We start from the raw sequence: 16,483 nt of genomic DNA on the forward strand, positions 1-16,483 counted from the left end.
GACAGAGACCGACCGATACCCCGGGGCGTGGCGCGCGGCGGCACGCCCCGGTGGTCTATCCGGGTGCCATGTCGACGAAGCGACTGTAGTGGCCCTGGAAGGCCACGGTGACGTCGGCGGTGGGGCCGTTACGGTGCTTGGCCACAATGATGTCCGCCTCGCCCGCCCGCGGGGACTCCTGGTCGTAGGCGTCCTCGCGGTACAGCAGGATCACCATGTCCGCGTCCTGCTCGATCGAGTTGTGCACGTTGACGCCGTCCGCGACGAAGTTGTGCGTACCCGGGACCGTGGCGTCGAAGACCTCCTGCTCTCCCAGAGACTCGATCGCCACGACTTCGTCCCAGAAGACGTCGTTGGTGGCGAGCAGATCGAGGTCGGCGTCGTCGAGGACCCCGGCCACTCGTGAGAGCCGGGAACGGCTGGGTGCCGTCCTCCACGGCGAGCTACCGCGGAAGGCCGTCCCCGTCGCCGTGGCGACCTCCCTGTGCGTCATCTCCTGTTCCTGAAGCGTCACGCGAACCCGGTCCCAGATCTGCACGGGGATCGTGTCCAGGTCGGTGCCGCCCTTCCTCGCGGCCAGTTCGGAGGCGCACACCGCGAGGCTCTCACCACGGGCGCCGTGGCATCCGACCACCTCGGCGAACCTCGCCTGGTCGTCGGCCCCCGTGATGTGCAGGCGGTAGCAGACCCTGCGCCCACCCTCACCAGTCGCCTCGATCCGGCTCATGACCCCGAGGCGTGCGAGGAGCAGAGCGACACCATCGATGAGCCGCCGACTCGTCGACGCGTAGTGGATGCGGGCCTGACCGTTCCCCGCGTCCCACCGCGCGGAACCGTCCGTCGCCCACAGATGGTGGAGGAACAGGGCGATCTGGTCGTCCGCGAGGCCGAAGACCCCCTCGGGGACGAATGTCTCGTGGCTGCGCAGCCCGAAGAGTCCGAGGCCGTCCAACCAGGCCGCGACGGGGTCGCGTTTCCCGTGCGTGGGCCGGAAAGGCGCCTGCAACCGCAGCGTCGTGACACCCGCGGCCGCGTGTTCGTCCCGTACCGCCCTCACACCGAAGTGCTCCGCCGCCTCGGCCACCGCGGCGAGGTTCTCCTCGTCGACGCTCGCGTAGCGGGTCGGCTGGCGCCGGACGAAGGACCCGCCACCGATCATGTGCGCGAGCATGACCACCTCGGCGTCAGGCCATTTTGTGACCGCGACCGGCGCCGGAACGTGCCGGGGCACCGAGATCCGGCTGCCGACGCTCAGATCCTCCAGAGGTCTCCAGCCGTCCAGCGTCAGGAAAGGGTGGTTGGCGGAGGCACGGACCTCACGGCCCGAGGCCAACCTCAGCCGGAAGACCTCCTTCACGCCGCTGGAGAACACATGGGTCATCGTCTGGGGGACGAGACGCAGCCGCTCGTCCAGGGACCACACCCGGACGTTCCGCTCACCGGTGCGGTAGAGCTCGCCAATGGTCGTCTCAGCCCCGGTGTCGGCCCTCAACACCCTCGTGTCAGCGGGGAGGCATCCCGACTCCCGCAGGTCGGACACCTGTGGGCGCTTGTCGGTTCTCTGCTCCGGACCGCGGTTGAGCTGCGAGAGCGCGATGACCGGAACCTCCAGCTCCTTGGCCAGGAGCTTGAGGGACCGGGACATCTCGGAGACCTCCTGCTGACGGCTCTCCACCCGGCCGGGCGAGGTCATCAGCTGGAGGTAGTCGACCACGACGAGCTTGAGGTCGTGCTGCTGCTTGAGCCGTCGGCACTTGGCCCGGATCTCCATCATCGACATGTTCGGGGAGTCGTCGATGAACAGCGGGGCGCTGGCCACCTCGCCCATCCGGCGGGCCAGGCGGGCCCAGTCGTCGTCGGTCATCTGGCCGGAGCGCATAGTGTGCAGGGCCACGCGCGCCTCGGCCGAGAGCAGGCGCATGACGATCTCGTTGCGCCCCATCTCCAGGCTGAAGAAGACCGAGGTCATGTTGTGCTTGATCGACGCCGACCGGGCGAAGTCCAGGGCCAGGGTCGAATTGTGGGTGGGGATCATCGACCTGGTCGCCAGGAACAGCTGATCCGGGTGCTCCACCTGGATGCAGCGGACCGGGACACTCTCCACCCGGCGCACGCCGGTGATGAACCTGGAGTCGATCCGACGGTACCGTCGTCCCTCACCGCGCTCTCGGTGCGCCGCCCGCTTGCCTTCGATTCCGAAGACCTCGTACCGGGAATCGAACGTGATCGTGTAGCGGGTGGAGGAGCGCTCACCGCGTCCACCGACCTGCTTGTCGAACATTCCCGTGCGATGACCAAGACTGTGCGCCAGCTCACGGAAGTCGTTGGCGAGGCGTTCGCCGGTGACGGCGAACCGGACCGAACCGTCGGCGTTCACACTGCCGGCGCTGTCCAACAGCCCGGCCAGGAGGGCCCGGCGCTGTCGCAGCGAGGCTCGCAGGTAGGCGTCCGGGATGTGCTTGTCACCGAGGACACCCATCGTCCGGAGCAGAGCCTGGACGCTGCCGTGGTCGCGGATGCAGTCACGGCAGCGGGACCGGCCGAAGCACGGGCGACCGCAGTCCGCACATCTGGTGTGCGGGACCGGCTCGGAGACGAACCGTGCCCTCCCTCCGCAGGCTTGTCCGCAACTGCGCACGTACGGAAGCTTGGGCGTGAAGACGGTACCGCACACCACACACGTTCGTCCGACGGGCGTGGTGTCCTCCTCCGGCAGGAACACCTCATAGGTGATCCCGGTGGACCCCACCGGCTTGGTCACCAGGCCCTCGGCCTCGATGTTGGTGAGGACCTCCGGGTCGGCGGTGGTGACGCGTGCCGCGGCCGAGGCGCCGTCACCCAACCACACCCCCAGGAAGTACGGCGGAAGCGGCAGCTCCCTCTCCGGAAGGTCCAGGGGTTCGGCGTTGGACACCGAGTGGTTCAGCCGGCGGTCGGCCGTCTCCAGGCGCAGCGTCCGCTCGATCTCCCGGGTCGTGCGCACGGCGGGCAGCACGCGGGGAGTCGCGTCTCCCCGGTTCCGCGCCTCCTGCGCGGCCCGTCGGGAGGCCCGCGTGTCCGTCAACCACTGGTGTTCGGCGTCAGCGACGACCTTCGTTCCGTCGTCGAACGTGATCTCGTAGCACGGCCGACCGACCATCACCTCGGTGGCGGCGACCACCCGCGTGGGCGTGCCGTCGGCGGCGAGCACCTCGTCACCGACCCGCAGCTCGCCCATCGTGGTCCAGCCCTCAGGGGTGGGGATGGGGGTGTCCAGCGCCAGGGCCTTACCCATAGCCGGACGGGCGGCGATGATGATCATCTGGCCGGGGTGGAGACCGTTGGTCAGGGCGTCGAAGTCGGCGAAGCCCGTCGGCACACCGGTGAGCGTGCCGTCGTGGGCGCCGATCGCCTCGATCTCGTCCAGGGCCCCGGGCATGACGTCGCCGAGGATGACGTAGTCCTCGCCCGTACGCTTCTCCGCGACCTTGTACACCTCGGCCTGGGCGTGGTCGACGAGGTCGTCCACCTCGCCGTCCCCGGCGTACCCGATCTGGGCGATCCGGGTGCCGACCTCGACCAGTCGGCGCAACACGGCGCGGTCGGAGACGATCTTGGCGTAGTAGCCCGCGTTCGCCGCGGTCGGGATGGCCTCGGTCAGCGTGTGCAGGTAGGTGGCGCCGCCGACCCGGGTGGCCTCGCCGCGCTTGGTCAGCTCGGCGTTGACGGAGATGGCGTCGACCGGTTCGCCCCGGGAGAAGAGGTCGACGATGCAGTCGTAGATGATCTGGTGCGCCGGGCGGTAGAAATCCGCGGACCGGATGATCTCCACGACCTGGGTGATGGCGTCCTTGGAGAGGAGCATGCCGCCGAGCACGCTCTGCTCCGCCTGGATGTCGTGCGGGGGTGTGCGCTCGTATCCGCCTGTCTCGGGCGGTGGCTCGGCAACACTCACGAACTCTCTCCCAGGGGACGTGCCTCGTGTCGGGCCCGGACGCGGACCGACCTCTCCAGCATGCCGTATGGCCGGGAGCGGGGACGCCGCGGAGCGGGTTGTGTGCCCGTCCTTTACCACCGTCTCCGGTGTTGTGCCGGGCATCCGGGACGACGGTTGTGCACATCACCTGTGGATAACTTTCCCCACATCCACACATACCGGCTTCCACCTGCGAAAACGCAGCGTGACCCGAGACGTGAAAGATGTCTCACGACCCCCGTTTCCACAAGTTATCCACAGGCTTCGGAGGGGTTGTGGACAACCTCTCAACAGCCGTCGAACGCCTGTCCGGTACTGTGGCGGGGTCATGCCGAAACTCCTCTCGGCGGCCCCGCTCCGCCACCGCCACGACCGCGAGATCCTGGCTCTGGCGATCCCCACCTTCTTCGCCCTCGTCAGCGAACCGCTGTTCCTGCTGACCGACACGGCGATCGTCGGCACCCTGGGGACCCACGCGCTCGGCGCGCTGGGGGTGGCGAGCCAGGTGCTCCTCACCCTGGTCGCGGTGTGCATCTTCCTCGCCTACGGCACGACGGCGGCGGTCGCCCGGAGGTTCGGCGCGGGGGACGTTCCCGGGGGGATGCGGGACGGCGTCGACGGCCTCTGGCTCGCGCTCCTGCTCGGTGTGGCCGCCGTCGCGATCGGCTGGCCGCTCGGGCCGGTACTGGTCGACATGCTGGGCGCCTCGGCGGACGTCCGTCCGTACGCGCTCACCTACCTGCGGATCAGTCTGCTGAGTACACCGTTCCTGCTGATCGTCATGGCCGGAACCGGGGTTCTGCGGGGCCTCCAGGACGCCCGCACCCCTCTGGTGGTCGCGGTCGCCTCGTACGTGGGCAACGCGGCGCTGTGCGCGGTGTTCGTGCTGGTCCTCGACTGGGGGATCGCGGGTTCGGCCTGGTCGACGGTGATCGCGCAGGGAGGCGGGGCGTTCTGGTACGTCGCGACGATCGCCCGTGCCGCCCGGCGCGAGCGCGTGTCCCTGGCACCCAGCCTGGGTGGACTGCGCTCCTCCGCCGCGGCGGGGTTCGCGCTGTTCCTGCGCAGCGTGTCGATGCGGGTGGTGGCCCTGGTGACCACGGCCGTCGCCGCACGGCTCGGCGACGAGTCGATCGCCGCCCACCAGGTCAGTTACAACGTGTGGGCGCTGCTCGTGTTCGCGATGGACGCGATCGCCATCGCCGGTCAGTCGATCGTCGGCCGCTACCTGGGGGCCGGGGACGTGCCCGGAACCCGCGACGCGACCCGGCGCATGGTCGAGTGGGGTGTCCTGCTCGGTCTGGTGTTCATGGTGCTGGTGTTCGCCGTGCTGCCCTGGGCACCGATCCCGTTCACCACCGACCCCGAGGTTCGCGTCCTCATCACGGCCACGCTCGTGGTCGCCGCCCTCCTCCAACCCCTGAGCGGGGTGACGATGGTCCTGGACGGCGTGCTGATGGGCGCCGGAGACCAGCGTTACCTGGCGTGGGCGTCGCTGTGGACGATGCTGACCTTCCTGCCGTTCGCCCTGCTGCTGCCCCGATGGGCGACCACCGAACTGTGGGGGCTGGTCGGCCTGTGGACGGCGTTCGCGGTGTGGATCCTCGCCCGCGCGGTCACGCTCGGGGTCCGGGCGCGGGGTACGGCCTGGTTGGTCACCGGGGCGACCCGCCCCTGAGCCCCGACGTGGGAACCCCGCGCGCCCGGTGCAAGGGTCGGGATGTGGGCGCGCGGGTGTCCCCCTTTCTAGCCTCCCCGAGCGACGTTTTCGAACGGACCCGGAACCCGTGCGGCTCCGGGTCGCGGCGGCTCACCGGGGCCGAACGGCACCGGACGTCCCGGGTCGGGCGCCGGGAACCCCCGGCCGTGTCGTGGACCTACTCCTCGCGCAGGGCCGCCATGATCCGGGCGACGGCCGCCTCGGCGGTGCGGCCCGCGCCGACCAGCGTGTCGGAGGCGGTCCCGGTCCAGTCCCCGTAACCGATCAGGTGCAGCCGCGGCTCCCGGAGGCTGCGATTTCCGTCCACGGGAATCCGGCCGTCGGCGTCGAACGGCTCCAGCGGCGCCAGGTGTTCCAGGACCGGGCGGAACCCCGTGCACCACACGACCGCGTCGACCTCCGCCTCGCTACCGTCGGCCCAGGCCACGCCGGTCCGGGTGAACCGCTCGAACATCGGCTCCGCCTTGAGCGCGCCCCGGTCCCGTGCGCGGCGCACGCCGGGCACCATGACGATGTCACCGAGGGAGCCCGCGCCCCGGTCCACTCCCCCGCCCAGGGCGCGCCGGGTGGGCGCGTCGAACAGCACGCGGCCGTCCACGTCGTCGGGCATGAACCGGGGAGGGCGTCGGGTGACCCACGTGGTGTGCGCGACCTCCGAGAGATCGGCCAGAAGCTGCGCGGCGGAGTTGCCGCCGCCCACGATCACCACCCGCTGACCTGCGAACTCCTCAGGTCTGCGATAGTCGGCCGTGTGCAGCTGTCGGCCGGCGAAGAGCTCCCGACCGGGGTGGTCGGGCGTGTACGGACGGCGCCAGGTCCCGGTCGCGCTGACCACGTGCCGGGCGTGCCACGTTCCCGCGGGACTGACCACCTCCAGCGCTCCGTCCGCACGGCGCACCCCGGTCACGGTCACCGGCCGGAGCACGGGCAGCTCGTGGCGGCTCTCGTACTCGGCCAGGTAGTCGGCGACGTGCCGCGCCGAGGGGAGCTCCTGCCCCCGCTCCGTCCGCATCCGCCAACCCGGCAGGGAGCTGTGCTCGGCGGGGGAGATCAACCGCAGGGAGTCCCAGTACCCGCTCCAGGACCCGTTCCAGAACCCGCCCGGCGCCCCCTGCCCGTCGAGGATGACGAAATCCGCCTTCGCACGCCGCAGGAAGTACCCGGCGGCCAGCCCCGCCGGGCCTCCCCCGATCACGGCGACATCGACGGTACGGGCGGCTGTGTCCACGTGTCCTCCCAGCGGTGCCTGACCCCGGGAGCCCTTTCCGTGCGCCCGGTACCGGCCAGCCTCCCAGGGACGTGGTCGGCGTCGTCCCGGCACCCCGCCCTTGGCGGTCGCGCGGAGAGGTGCGACCCATGAGCGGCACGAGGAACGGGGCGCGGTGACCGGTGTCGGCGAAGCCACAGGTCGACAAGGCGACGAAGCGTGATCACCACATGTCGACGGGCGTCGGGAGCCTGGGGTGGGGGATGGCCCCGGCCCCCGGAGGTCCGCCCGGTTCCGGAAGCGGTCAGGCGGACACGTCGAGTTCCCCCAGGGCCGGGCCGTGGTAGAAGGGCATGCTCCGCTCCCCGTTCGGGGTGGGCGGGTAGCTGGGCAGTTTCTCCAGCGTCAACTCGGTACCGGCGACACGGCTCAGGTGCCGCAGCTTCTCCCGCAGGCTGGACTCCACGTCCCTGCGCAGCTCGGGCAGCATCGAGTAGAGCTTGTCACCGGGGCACGCGGTCGCGTTGAAGTCCCGGTGTCCGACGATCGCGTCGGCCGGGTTGAGCTGGTAGACGAGACACAGCCAGGTGCACGTCTCCACCAGCGCCTCCATCAGCTTCCCCGGCGGCTTGGCCGAACTGTAGAGGCCCTCGTTCTCGATCCCGATCGTGTGCGAGTTGTGGTTGGCGGTGTGCGCCCCGATCACGTGCCTGCCGTCCCAGATGGACGACAGCGACCTGTCCCGCCCCTCCATGATGTAACCGCCCCGGCTGATCGTCAGCTGCTGGCCGGTGTCGTTCCACCCGTTGTTGTTCATGTGGTGTCGCTGGATCGCCCGGGACAGCGCGGCGGCGTGCGACTTCGACAGGTCGGACGTGTTGGGCGTGGCCGTGTGGTGCACGACGATGTGGGTCGGCGGGTGATCGAGGATGTCGACCGACGTCTTGGGCCGACGCGCCCCCCAGTCGGACCGCTTGTACACCTTGGGCCGCACCGCGGCGATGGCCGTGTCCGTCGCGGACACGGCCATCGTTCCACCGAGCAGCACTCCCCCGGCCGCCAGGGCGGACCCCCGGAGCATGGTTCTGCGATCCACGAGTGGCGGATGGTCAGGAGTGGGTCGTCTGTGACCGGACATGGTTCGTCGTCCTCTCCGTGCGGGGCGTCACTATGCGTGATACCAACACAGAGAACACGATAAGTTACAATGAGTAACTAAAGAGTGCGTTCCGGTTCCTTGGCGTGTCTCGGGCACCCCACCCACGACACGGTCCTGAAACGCGGATACCCCGCCTCTCCCGTGGAGAAGCGGGGTACCGACGAGTCGGACGGATCAGCTCAGACGCCGACGACGTCCAGCTTGATCTGCGCGGAGACCTCGGGGTGCAGGCGGACCTGGACCTTGTGGGCACCGACGGACTTGATCGGGTTCTTGATCTCGATCCGGCGCTTGTCCAGCTCGGGACCGCCGGAGGCCTTCACGGCCTCGACGATGTCCGCGGGCTTGACCGCACCGAACAGACGACCGCCCTCACCGGCGCGCTGCTTGAGGCGCACGGTGAGCGCACCGACCTGACCGGCGACCTGACGGGCCTCGTCCAGGCTGCGGATGTCACGCGCGGCGCGCGCCCGCTGGATCAGGTCGATCTGCTTCTGACCGCCGCGCGTCCACCGGATGGCGAACCCGCGGGGCAGCAGGTAGTTGCGGCCGTAGCCGTTCTTCACCTCGACGACGTCGCCGGGGGCTCCGAGACCGTTGACCTCGTGGGTCAGGATCAGCTTCACGACAAAAACCTCCCTCGGAAAATCCCGGCTAGCGCGCGGTGCTGGTGTAGGGCAGCAGGGCCACCTCGCGCGCGTTCTTGATCGCGGTCGCGACGTCGCGCTGGTGCTGGGTGCAGTTACCCGTGACGCGGCGGGCGCGGATCTTTCCGCGCTCGGAGATGAACTTACGGAGAAGCGTGGTGTCCTTGTAGTCGATGTAGGACTGCTTCTCCTGGCAGAAAAGGCAAACCTTCTTCTTGGGCTTGCGAGCTGCCGCCTTCGCCATCGTGGTGCTCCTTCGCAAGAGCCCCGGGGTCCTCCCGGGGATGGTCTGTGACAAGTGGAAAGTGACTCGGCGTCCTCAGGCGGACACCGGGCCGGGTGCGGGCGCGGCCGGTCAGAACGGCGGTTCGTCGGAGAAGCCTCCGCCGCCGCCACCACCGAAACCGCCACCGCCGTTGGTCGCCCACGGATCGTCGGCCGGGGGTCGGCCACCCTGGCCGCCCTGCTGGCCGCCGAAGCCGCCGCCCTGGTTCCCGTAGCCGCCGCCCTGGGGCTGGCCGCCACCGAAACCGCCGCCGCCTCCGCCGCCGAAGCCGCCGCCCTGGCGCTGCGTCTTGGTCACCTTGGCGGTGGCGCTGCGCAGGGCCGGGCCGACCTCGTCGACGTCGATCTCGAAGACGGTCCGCTTCTCGCCCTCACGGGTCTCGTACGAGCGCTGCTTCAGCCTGCCCTGCACGATGACGCGCATACCGCGCTGAAGGGACTCGGCCACGTTCTCCGCGTACTGCCGCCAGACGGTGCAGGTGAGGAACATGGACTCGCCGTCCTTCCACTCACCCGACTGGCGGTCGAAGGTGCGCGGCGTGGACGCCACACGGAAGTTGGCGACCGCGGCTCCGCTGGGCGTGAAGCGCAGTTCAGGGTCGTCGACGAGGTTGCCGACGAGCGTGATCTGGGTTTCGCCTGCCATGGATCGGCTCCGGTTCGAGATAGTCGGATCAGGCGGGGTCGCCTGCTCCCCCGATCATCCGTGCCGCTAGTGACACTACGGACGTCTCGGGACGGCGGGGGGTGCGGGCGGGAACGCCCCGTCAGTGGACCTCGGGCCGGAGGACCTTGGTGCGCAGGACGGACTCGTTGATGCCGAGCTGGCGGTCCAGCTCCTTGACCGTGTCCGGCTTGGCGGTGAGGTCGATGACGGCGTAGATGCCCTCGGCGTTCTTGTCGATGTCGTAGGCGAGACGGCGCTTGCCCCAGATGTCGACCTTCTCGACCGAGCCGCCGTCGTTGCGGACGACACCCAGGAAGTTCTCCAGCGACGGGGCGACGGTGCGCTCGTCGAGGTTGGGGTCGAGGATGACCATGATTTCGTAACGACGCATAGGCGTACGTTCCTCCTCTGGACTGTCGCGGCCATGGAATCTCCATGGCAGGAGGTCAGGAGCCCGGGGCCGGTTCCGCTCCCTGCGAGCGGGGCACCGTGCGGACTCTGAGCCATACGGGAGCCAAGATTACCAGTCGGCACGCACCGGATCGGCGGTGTCGCGGATACCCGTGGACAAGTCGACAAGAAGACTCGGCGGGGCCGTGGACACGCGAAGGGCCGGTGCGCGGGGTCGCCCCCGCGCACCGGCCCTCCTCTCACGGCCGGACGGTCCGGTCAGTCCTCCCGTGAGGGGCGGATCATGGCGTTGGTGCCGCCGCCGGGCCTACCGGTGCCGGTGCCGGTACCGCCGCCGTCACCACCACCGTCGTCGGTCGGCTCGTCCGTGGGGTCCTCGGTCGGGTCCGGGCAGTTCCAGTCGAAGATGGGATCGCAGTCGTCGTCCCCGCCACCGGGATCGGGCTCCTCGCACAGGGGATCCGTCGGGTCGCACTCGCCGGGGTCACCGCCGTCCGGGCAGTCCGGGTTGTTCGGGTTGTTCGGGTTGCCGTTCCCGGGCCGGTCCGGATCGCAGACGTCGTCGTTGCTCGGGCTCGGGCTCGGCTCCTCACTCGGCTCCTCCGACGGGCTCTCGCTCGGGCTCGGGCTCGGGCTCGGACCGAAGTCCTCGACCTCGCCGACGTTCGCGCGCGGCGGGAAGTCCCGGACCTCCATGCCCGCCATCGCGGTGTCCATGAAGTGCTTCCACACCAGGGCGGAGGTGGTGCCACCGAAGACGGAGGTGTTGGGGATGCCCTCGAAGGCCAGCTTTCCATTGTCGTGCCGGCTCAGGCTGACCGCCGTCGTCACCTGCGGCGTGTACCCGACGAACCACGCCGACACCGCGTTGCTCGACGTACCCGTCTTGCCCGCCACCGGACGCCCGTCGGCGAGGGCGGCGCGACCGCCACCGCCGGCCTCGACCACCTGGCGCATCGCGTAGGTGGCGTCGGCGGCGATGTCGGGGCTGATCACCCGGTCGCCCTGGAGCGCGTCCGCGTCGTTGGGCTCCACCTCGTTCCCCTTGCCGTCGCGCAGCTCGACGACCATGTGCGCGGGGATGCTGGTGCCCCCGTTGGCGATGGTCGAGTACGCGTTGGCCTGGTCGTACGTGCTCACGACGTGGGTGCCCAGGGCGATGAGCGGAGACGTGGTGGAACTCTCCGTGTGGATCGGGTTCACACCCAGGTCGATCGCCGTCTGCTCGACCGCCGGGGCAGTGACCACCTCGGCCGCGTGCACGTAGCTGGTGTTGATGGAGTCGGCCGTGGACTCGATCAGGTTGACGGCGCCGCGGCTCCGGTGGTCGGCGTTGCTCACCTCGCCCACACCCGCGAACGTCTGCGGTGAGTCGCCGTTGAACGTGGTCTCCATGCTGATGTTCTGCTTGAGCGCGGTCACCAGCACGTAGGGCTTGTAGGACGACCCGGCCTGGGCCACGTGGGTGAGGGAGTTCTCCGGGTCCGTCACCACGTCGTCCCCGCCGTGGAACGCCAGGATCTGACCAGTCTCGTTGTCGACGGCGGTCAGGCCCTCCATGAGGAGGCTCTGGTCGAACCCGGCCACGGCCGGGAGCGCCTCGTCGAAGGCCATCCGGGCCGCGTCCATGAGGTCGGGGTCGAGCGACGTCTGCACCTGGTAGCCACCGGTGGCGAGGGCCTGGGCGTCGACACCGTCGTAACGCGCGATGATCTCGTTGATCACCTCCTGGCGGACGTAGCCGAACTTGGGGTCGCCCGAACCGGTCGCCTCGGGGTTGTACTCGACCCGCTCGGGGAGCTCCAGGGCCATGGCCTCATCGCGGGGCAGCCCCCGCTCGCCGCCCGTCTCCTCGTACATGAGCGCCAGCTGTTCCCTCATGTAGTCCCAGCGTTCCCCGGTGAGGTAGTCGTACCAGTAGCCGTCGCCCTCCTTGACGTTCTCGAACCTGCTGGGCTGCTGGATGATGGCGCCCAGGAACGCGCCCTCGGCGTCGGTCAGCTCGTCGAGGTCCTTGTCGAAGTAGCGTTCGGCGGCCATCTCGACGCCCGAGGCGCCGCGGCCGAAGTAGATCGTGTTGAGGTAGGTGGTGAGGATCTCGTCCTTGGGAACCTGCTGGTCCAGCTTGATCGCGATGAAGATCTCCTTGATCTTCCGGCTGATCGTCTGCTCGGTGCTGAGCTCGCTGGTGTAGTAGTTGCGCGCCATCTGCTGGGTGATGGTGGAGCCGCCGCCCGCGGACCCTCCGGTCACGACGGCGCGCCCGATTCCCCTGAAGTTGATGCCGCCGTCCTCGTAGAAGGACCGCTGCTCGGCGGCGAGCACGCCGTTGACGACCGCGGGGGGGATCTCCTCCCGCGTCACCGTGACCCGCTGGACGTCACCGGTGGTCACCGCGACCTCGGGCTCGGCTCCCTCCTCCTCCGGCGCCCAGAAGATCTGGGTGGCCGAGGGTGGCTCCTCCGCCGCGTCCTGCAGCTCCTGCGCGTCGGGGGCCATCGCGTACAGGACCGCGAAGGCGGCCACGCCGCCGATGATCATGAGCCCGCAGAAGGCCAGCAGCGGCTTCCAGGTCTTGGACCAGGCCCGCCTGATCCACGGACGGTCGTCCGGCTCCTCCTGGCGCCCGCGACGACGTCCGCCGCCACCACCGCCGGACCCGCGACCTCCCCGGCCGGGACCACCCCGACCGGAACCGCGGCCGCCGCCTTCGGAGCGGGCGCGGTGCTCCCGCTCGCGCGGGTCACGCGGACCGTTGGCACGCCGACGACCGCCCGCGGCGCCCCCGTCCGCGGCCGCCGGCTCCGGACGACGACGGGGACGGTCGCCCTCGGGACGGCGACGCTGACGGTCCCCGTCCTCCGGCGGCCTGCGCCGGGGCCGCTCGCCGCCCTCCGGGGGACGACGGCGCTGACCGTCGGGGCGCCTGCGGGGATCGCCCCCCGCGCGCATCCCGTCGGGCTGGGGACGGGGCCGTCGGGGCCGCTCCGCGGGGCCGTCACCGAAGAATCCGCCCTCGTCGTCGGGGCGCCGACGGCCACCCGCGCGTCCTCCCGGCGGCGGGCCGTCCGCCCTGCGCCGTCCACCGCCTCGTGGACCGTCGCCCGGGCCCTCGGCCCTGCGACGGCCGCCATCGGCATTCCGTCGTCGTTCGGTACTCACGTGGTCCTCGATTGCCTCTCACGGCCGGTCGGCCTGACGATTCCTGGGTGGAACGGGGGGAGGTCCCCCTGGGGGATCAGTGGTCCGCGACCCGTCCGCGGTGACCGGCGCGGGTCGGCTCCCTGACGTCCGACTCCGCGGGTGCGCCCGTCGTCGGAGGCTTGTCGGAAGGACGCCCGAACGCGCGCGCGGGTTTTCAACGGGTCGCGAAGACGTTGGCCGCTGCTTCCTCCTGATCGTTGGCCTGCGTGGGCTGAACCCCGTGCCGGTGCCCTACTCCGGCAGGACGCCGCCGCGGCGGGGACGGTGTCCGGGGTGCTCCTGGCCGCGCACGCAAATCACAGGTCACGTTAGAGCGATGGAACGGTATAGCACAACCCACGCGCGAGGGTAACGCGCTCGACGGAACGAACGGGCACGGCGGGGGACGAACCCGCCGGACGGCCGGACCGGGGGCGGAGCGCGCGGGCGCGGCGACCCCGTGTGAGATTCCACGCGGACCGGCGGGCCGGACGCCGGCGTGACCGGCCGGGCGTCGCGGACCGTACCCGCGTGTCACCCGGATGACATGCGGTTCCGCCGACGGGCGGGGATAGAGTCATTGCTGAACAAACCAGCCAGACATACATGTTCTCCCCGGGCCCGCGTGCCGTGTACGGGAACAGAACCGCCGCGTGCGCTGCTGACCACATACGGATAACGGACGCGGGACGACGGCCTCCGGCCCGGCCGGAGCGGTTCCGCCGTCGTGCGCTGTGGAATCCATGTTCGCGGAGAAGAAGGAGCAAGGACCAATGGGTTCGGTACGTGTAGCCGTCGTGGGCGTCGGCAACTGTGCGGCGTCGCTCGTCCAGGGCGTGCACTACTACAAGGACGCCAACCCGGAGTCCCGGGTGCCCGGCCTGATGCACGTCCAGTTCGGCCCGTACCACGTCCGCGACATCGAGTTCGTCGCGGCCTTCGACGTGGACGCGAAGAAGGTCGGTCACGACCTGGCCGACGCCATCGTGGCCAGCGAGAACAACACGATCAAGATCTGCGACGTCCCGCCGACCGGGGTGACCGTCATGCGCGGCCCGACCTACGACGGGCTCGGCAAGTACTACCGCGAGATGGTCCAGGAGTCCCCCGAGGACGCCGTGGACGTCGTCGCGGCGCTCAAGGCCAGCAAGGCCGACGTGCTGGTGTCCTACCTCCCGGTGGGCTCGGAGGAGGCCGACAGGTTCTACGCCCAGTGCGCGATCGACGCGGGTGTGGCCTTCGTCAACGCCCTGCCGGTGTTCATCGCCTCCGACCCCGAGTGGGCGGAGAAGTTCACCGAGGCGGGCGTCCCGATCATCGGTGACGACATCAAGTCGCAGATCGGCGCGACCATCACCCACCGCGTGCTGTCCAAGCTGTTCGAGGACCGCGGCGTCATCGTCGACCGGACCTACCAGCTCAACTTCGGCGGCAACATGGACTTCAAGAACATGTTGGAGCGCGAGCGCCTGGAGTCGAAGAAGGTCTCCAAGACCCAGTCCGTCACCTCCCAGATCCCGCACGAACTCAACGCCGGGGCCGTGCACATCGGCCCGTCGGACCACGTGCCGTGGCTGGACGACCGCAAGTGGGCCTACATCCGCCTGGAGGGGCGCGCGTTCGGCGACGTCCCGCTGAACCTGGAGTACAAGCTGGAGGTCTGGGACTCCCCGAACTCCGCGGGCATCATCATCGACGCGGTCCGCGCGGCGAAGATCGCCAAGGATCGCGGGATCGGCGGCCCGATCCTGGAGCCGTCCTCCTACTTCATGAAGTCCCCGCCCGTGCAGTACAGCGACAGCGAGGCGCACGACGCCGTCGAGCGCTTCATCGCCGGTGACGACGAGGGCTGACCCGTGTGCGCCCGGGGTCCCCAGGGCCCCGGGCCAACCGCCCACGCCCTAACCTGAACCCGTGTCCTTCTTCGGCGATCTGCGCGTGGTCCTGCGGGGACCGAGGTTCCGTCGGCTGTTCGGCACCCGTCTGGTCTCGCAGTTCTCCGACGGGGTGTACCAGGCCGGGCTGGCGGGGTTCGTCTTCTTCACCCCCGAACAGCACACGAGCGCGGGCGCCGTCGCGGCCGCCTTCGCGGTCCTGCTCCTCCCCTTCTCCGTGGTCGCCCCGTTCGCGGGCGTCCTCATCGACCGGTGGCCGCGCCGCCAGGTCCTGCTCCTGTCCTCCCTGGCCAAGGCGGCCCTCGCCGCGCTGACGGCCGTGCTGGTGTCGGACGGTGAGGGGCTCTCGTTCTTCGTCGCCGCGCTGCTGGTGCTGAGCGTCAACCGTTTCTTCCTGTCCGGGCTCTCCGCCGGTCTTCCGTACGTGGTGCCCCGGGACAAGCTGATGATGGCCAACGCGGTCACCCCGACGAGCGGCACCGTCGCAAGCTTCCTGGGGGCGGGCGCGGGCGCGGCGATCGGCCTGGTCGGCGGCGAGGCCGCGCTGGGCACCGGGCTGATCCTGTTCACCGCCGCGTTGGGCTTCGTCGGCGCGGCCGGGGTGTCGCTCACCCTGGGGTACCGGGAACTGGGCCCCCACCTGGAACGCGAACCGGAGGCCGTGCGGGCGGCCGTCGCCAGCGTGGTGCGCGGGATGGTCGACGGGCTCCGGCACGTGTGGCACCGCCCCGCGCCCAGGGACGGCCTGCTGACGATGGGCGGGCACCGGGTCCTGTTCGGTATCGCCACGCTGATCACGCTGCTGCTGTACAACAACACGTTCACCGCGGGCGGCGTCGCGGGGCTCGCGGGCTTCTCCGTGGCGATGGGGGTGTCGGCGGTGGGGTTCTTCCTGGGTGCGGTGGCCACCCCGTGGGCGACCGCGCGGATGAGCCCGAGCGCGTGGATCGCGCTGCTGCTGGCGGTGGCGGCCGTCGCCCTGACCGCCTTCGGCCTCCCCTTCTCCCCCGCGCTGTTCCCCCTGGCCGCGTTCGTCCTGGGGCTGGTCTCCCAGGGGGTGAAGGTCACGGTCGACACGTTGGTTCAGCGACATGTCGACGACGCGTACCGGGGCCGGGTGTTCTCCGTCTACGACGTGCTGTTCAACGCGACGTTCGTCCTGGGTGCCGCGCTCACCGCCGGGCTGGTGCCGCCGTCGGGGGTGAGCGTCCCCGTGGTGGCCGGTGCCGCCGCCGTGTACCTGGCGATGGCCGCCGGGTGGGCGGCCCGGGCCCGGTGGACCGCCGCGCCGGGGGAGGACGAGGCGTCCAGGCGGGCCGTCTGAGGAGGGTGCCCGCGCCTCCTCCGGACCGGT

General features: G+C 70.3%; 11 protein-coding genes. 3 read left to right on the forward strand and 8 right to left on the reverse strand.

The window, feature by feature from the left end:
- Positions 1–55: 55 nt before the first annotated feature.
- Positions 56–3,934 carry a replicative DNA helicase gene (locus DVR05_RS20485; protein WP_116247523.1) on the reverse strand — a complete coding sequence of 1,293 codons (3,879 nt, stop codon included), beginning with the start codon at positions 3,932–3,934 and terminating at the stop codon, positions 56–58.
- A gap of 349 nt (positions 3,935–4,283) precedes the next feature.
- On the opposite strand from DVR05_RS20485, the gene DVR05_RS20490 reads away from it, so the two are divergent.
- A complete protein-coding gene (locus DVR05_RS20490; RefSeq protein WP_116247524.1) occupies positions 4,284–5,633 on the forward strand; it encodes an MATE family efflux transporter in 1,350 nt (449 codons plus the stop codon).
- A 199-nt stretch (positions 5,634–5,832) separates the two neighbouring features.
- Here the strand turns inward: DVR05_RS20490 and DVR05_RS20495 are convergent, their stop codons facing one another.
- From DVR05_RS20495 to DVR05_RS20525, 7 genes are all read right to left on the reverse strand, one after another.
- On the reverse strand, positions 5,833–6,903 hold the full coding sequence (locus DVR05_RS20495; RefSeq protein ID WP_116247525.1) for an ArsO family NAD(P)H-dependent flavin-containing monooxygenase: 1,071 nt from the start codon (positions 6,901–6,903) through the stop codon (positions 5,833–5,835).
- 283 nt (positions 6,904–7,186) lie between these two features.
- Entirely contained in the window at positions 7,187–8,020 is an 834-nt protein-coding gene (locus DVR05_RS20500) for a peptidoglycan recognition family protein (protein ID WP_116247526.1), read from the reverse strand.
- Between the two features lie 200 nt (positions 8,021–8,220).
- Positions 8,221–8,667 carry a 50S ribosomal protein L9 gene (rplI, locus tag DVR05_RS20505; RefSeq protein WP_116247527.1) on the reverse strand — a complete coding sequence of 149 codons (447 nt, stop codon included), beginning with the start codon at positions 8,665–8,667 and terminating at the stop codon, positions 8,221–8,223.
- A 28-nt stretch (positions 8,668–8,695) separates the two neighbouring features.
- Positions 8,696–8,932 carry a 30S ribosomal protein S18 gene (rpsR, locus tag DVR05_RS20510; RefSeq protein ID WP_075925898.1) on the reverse strand — a complete coding sequence of 79 codons (237 nt, stop codon included), beginning with the start codon at positions 8,930–8,932 and terminating at the stop codon, positions 8,696–8,698.
- Between the two features lie 111 nt (positions 8,933–9,043).
- The gene (locus tag DVR05_RS20515; RefSeq protein WP_116247528.1) at positions 9,044–9,619 is read right to left on the reverse strand and encodes a single-stranded DNA-binding protein; all 576 of its coding nucleotides are present in this window, start codon (positions 9,617–9,619) and stop codon (positions 9,044–9,046) included.
- Between the two features lie 121 nt (positions 9,620–9,740).
- Positions 9,741–10,031, reverse strand: a complete 291-nt coding sequence (gene rpsF, locus DVR05_RS20520; RefSeq protein WP_116247529.1) for a 30S ribosomal protein S6 — start codon at positions 10,029–10,031, stop codon at positions 9,741–9,743.
- Between the two features lie 278 nt (positions 10,032–10,309).
- The gene (locus tag DVR05_RS20525; RefSeq protein WP_232832236.1) at positions 10,310–13,003 is read right to left on the reverse strand and encodes a transglycosylase domain-containing protein; all 2,694 of its coding nucleotides are present in this window, start codon (positions 13,001–13,003) and stop codon (positions 10,310–10,312) included.
- A gap of 1,004 nt (positions 13,004–14,007) precedes the next feature.
- On the opposite strand from DVR05_RS20525, the gene DVR05_RS20530 reads away from it, so the two are divergent.
- Together DVR05_RS20530 and DVR05_RS20535 are read left to right on the forward strand one after the other, a co-directional pair.
- A complete protein-coding gene (locus tag DVR05_RS20530) occupies positions 14,008–15,087 on the forward strand; it encodes an inositol-3-phosphate synthase (protein WP_116247531.1) in 1,080 nt (359 codons plus the stop codon).
- A 61-nt stretch (positions 15,088–15,148) separates the two neighbouring features.
- Complete coding sequence (locus DVR05_RS20535; RefSeq protein WP_116247532.1) at positions 15,149–16,453, forward strand: MFS transporter; 1,305 nt, start codon at positions 15,149–15,151, stop codon at positions 16,451–16,453.
- The last annotated feature ends 30 nt before the right edge of the window (positions 16,454–16,483 follow it).

This window comes from Nocardiopsis sp. FIRDI 009 (assembly GCF_003386285.1).
GTDB lineage: Bacteria > Actinomycetota > Actinomycetes > Streptosporangiales > Streptosporangiaceae > Nocardiopsis.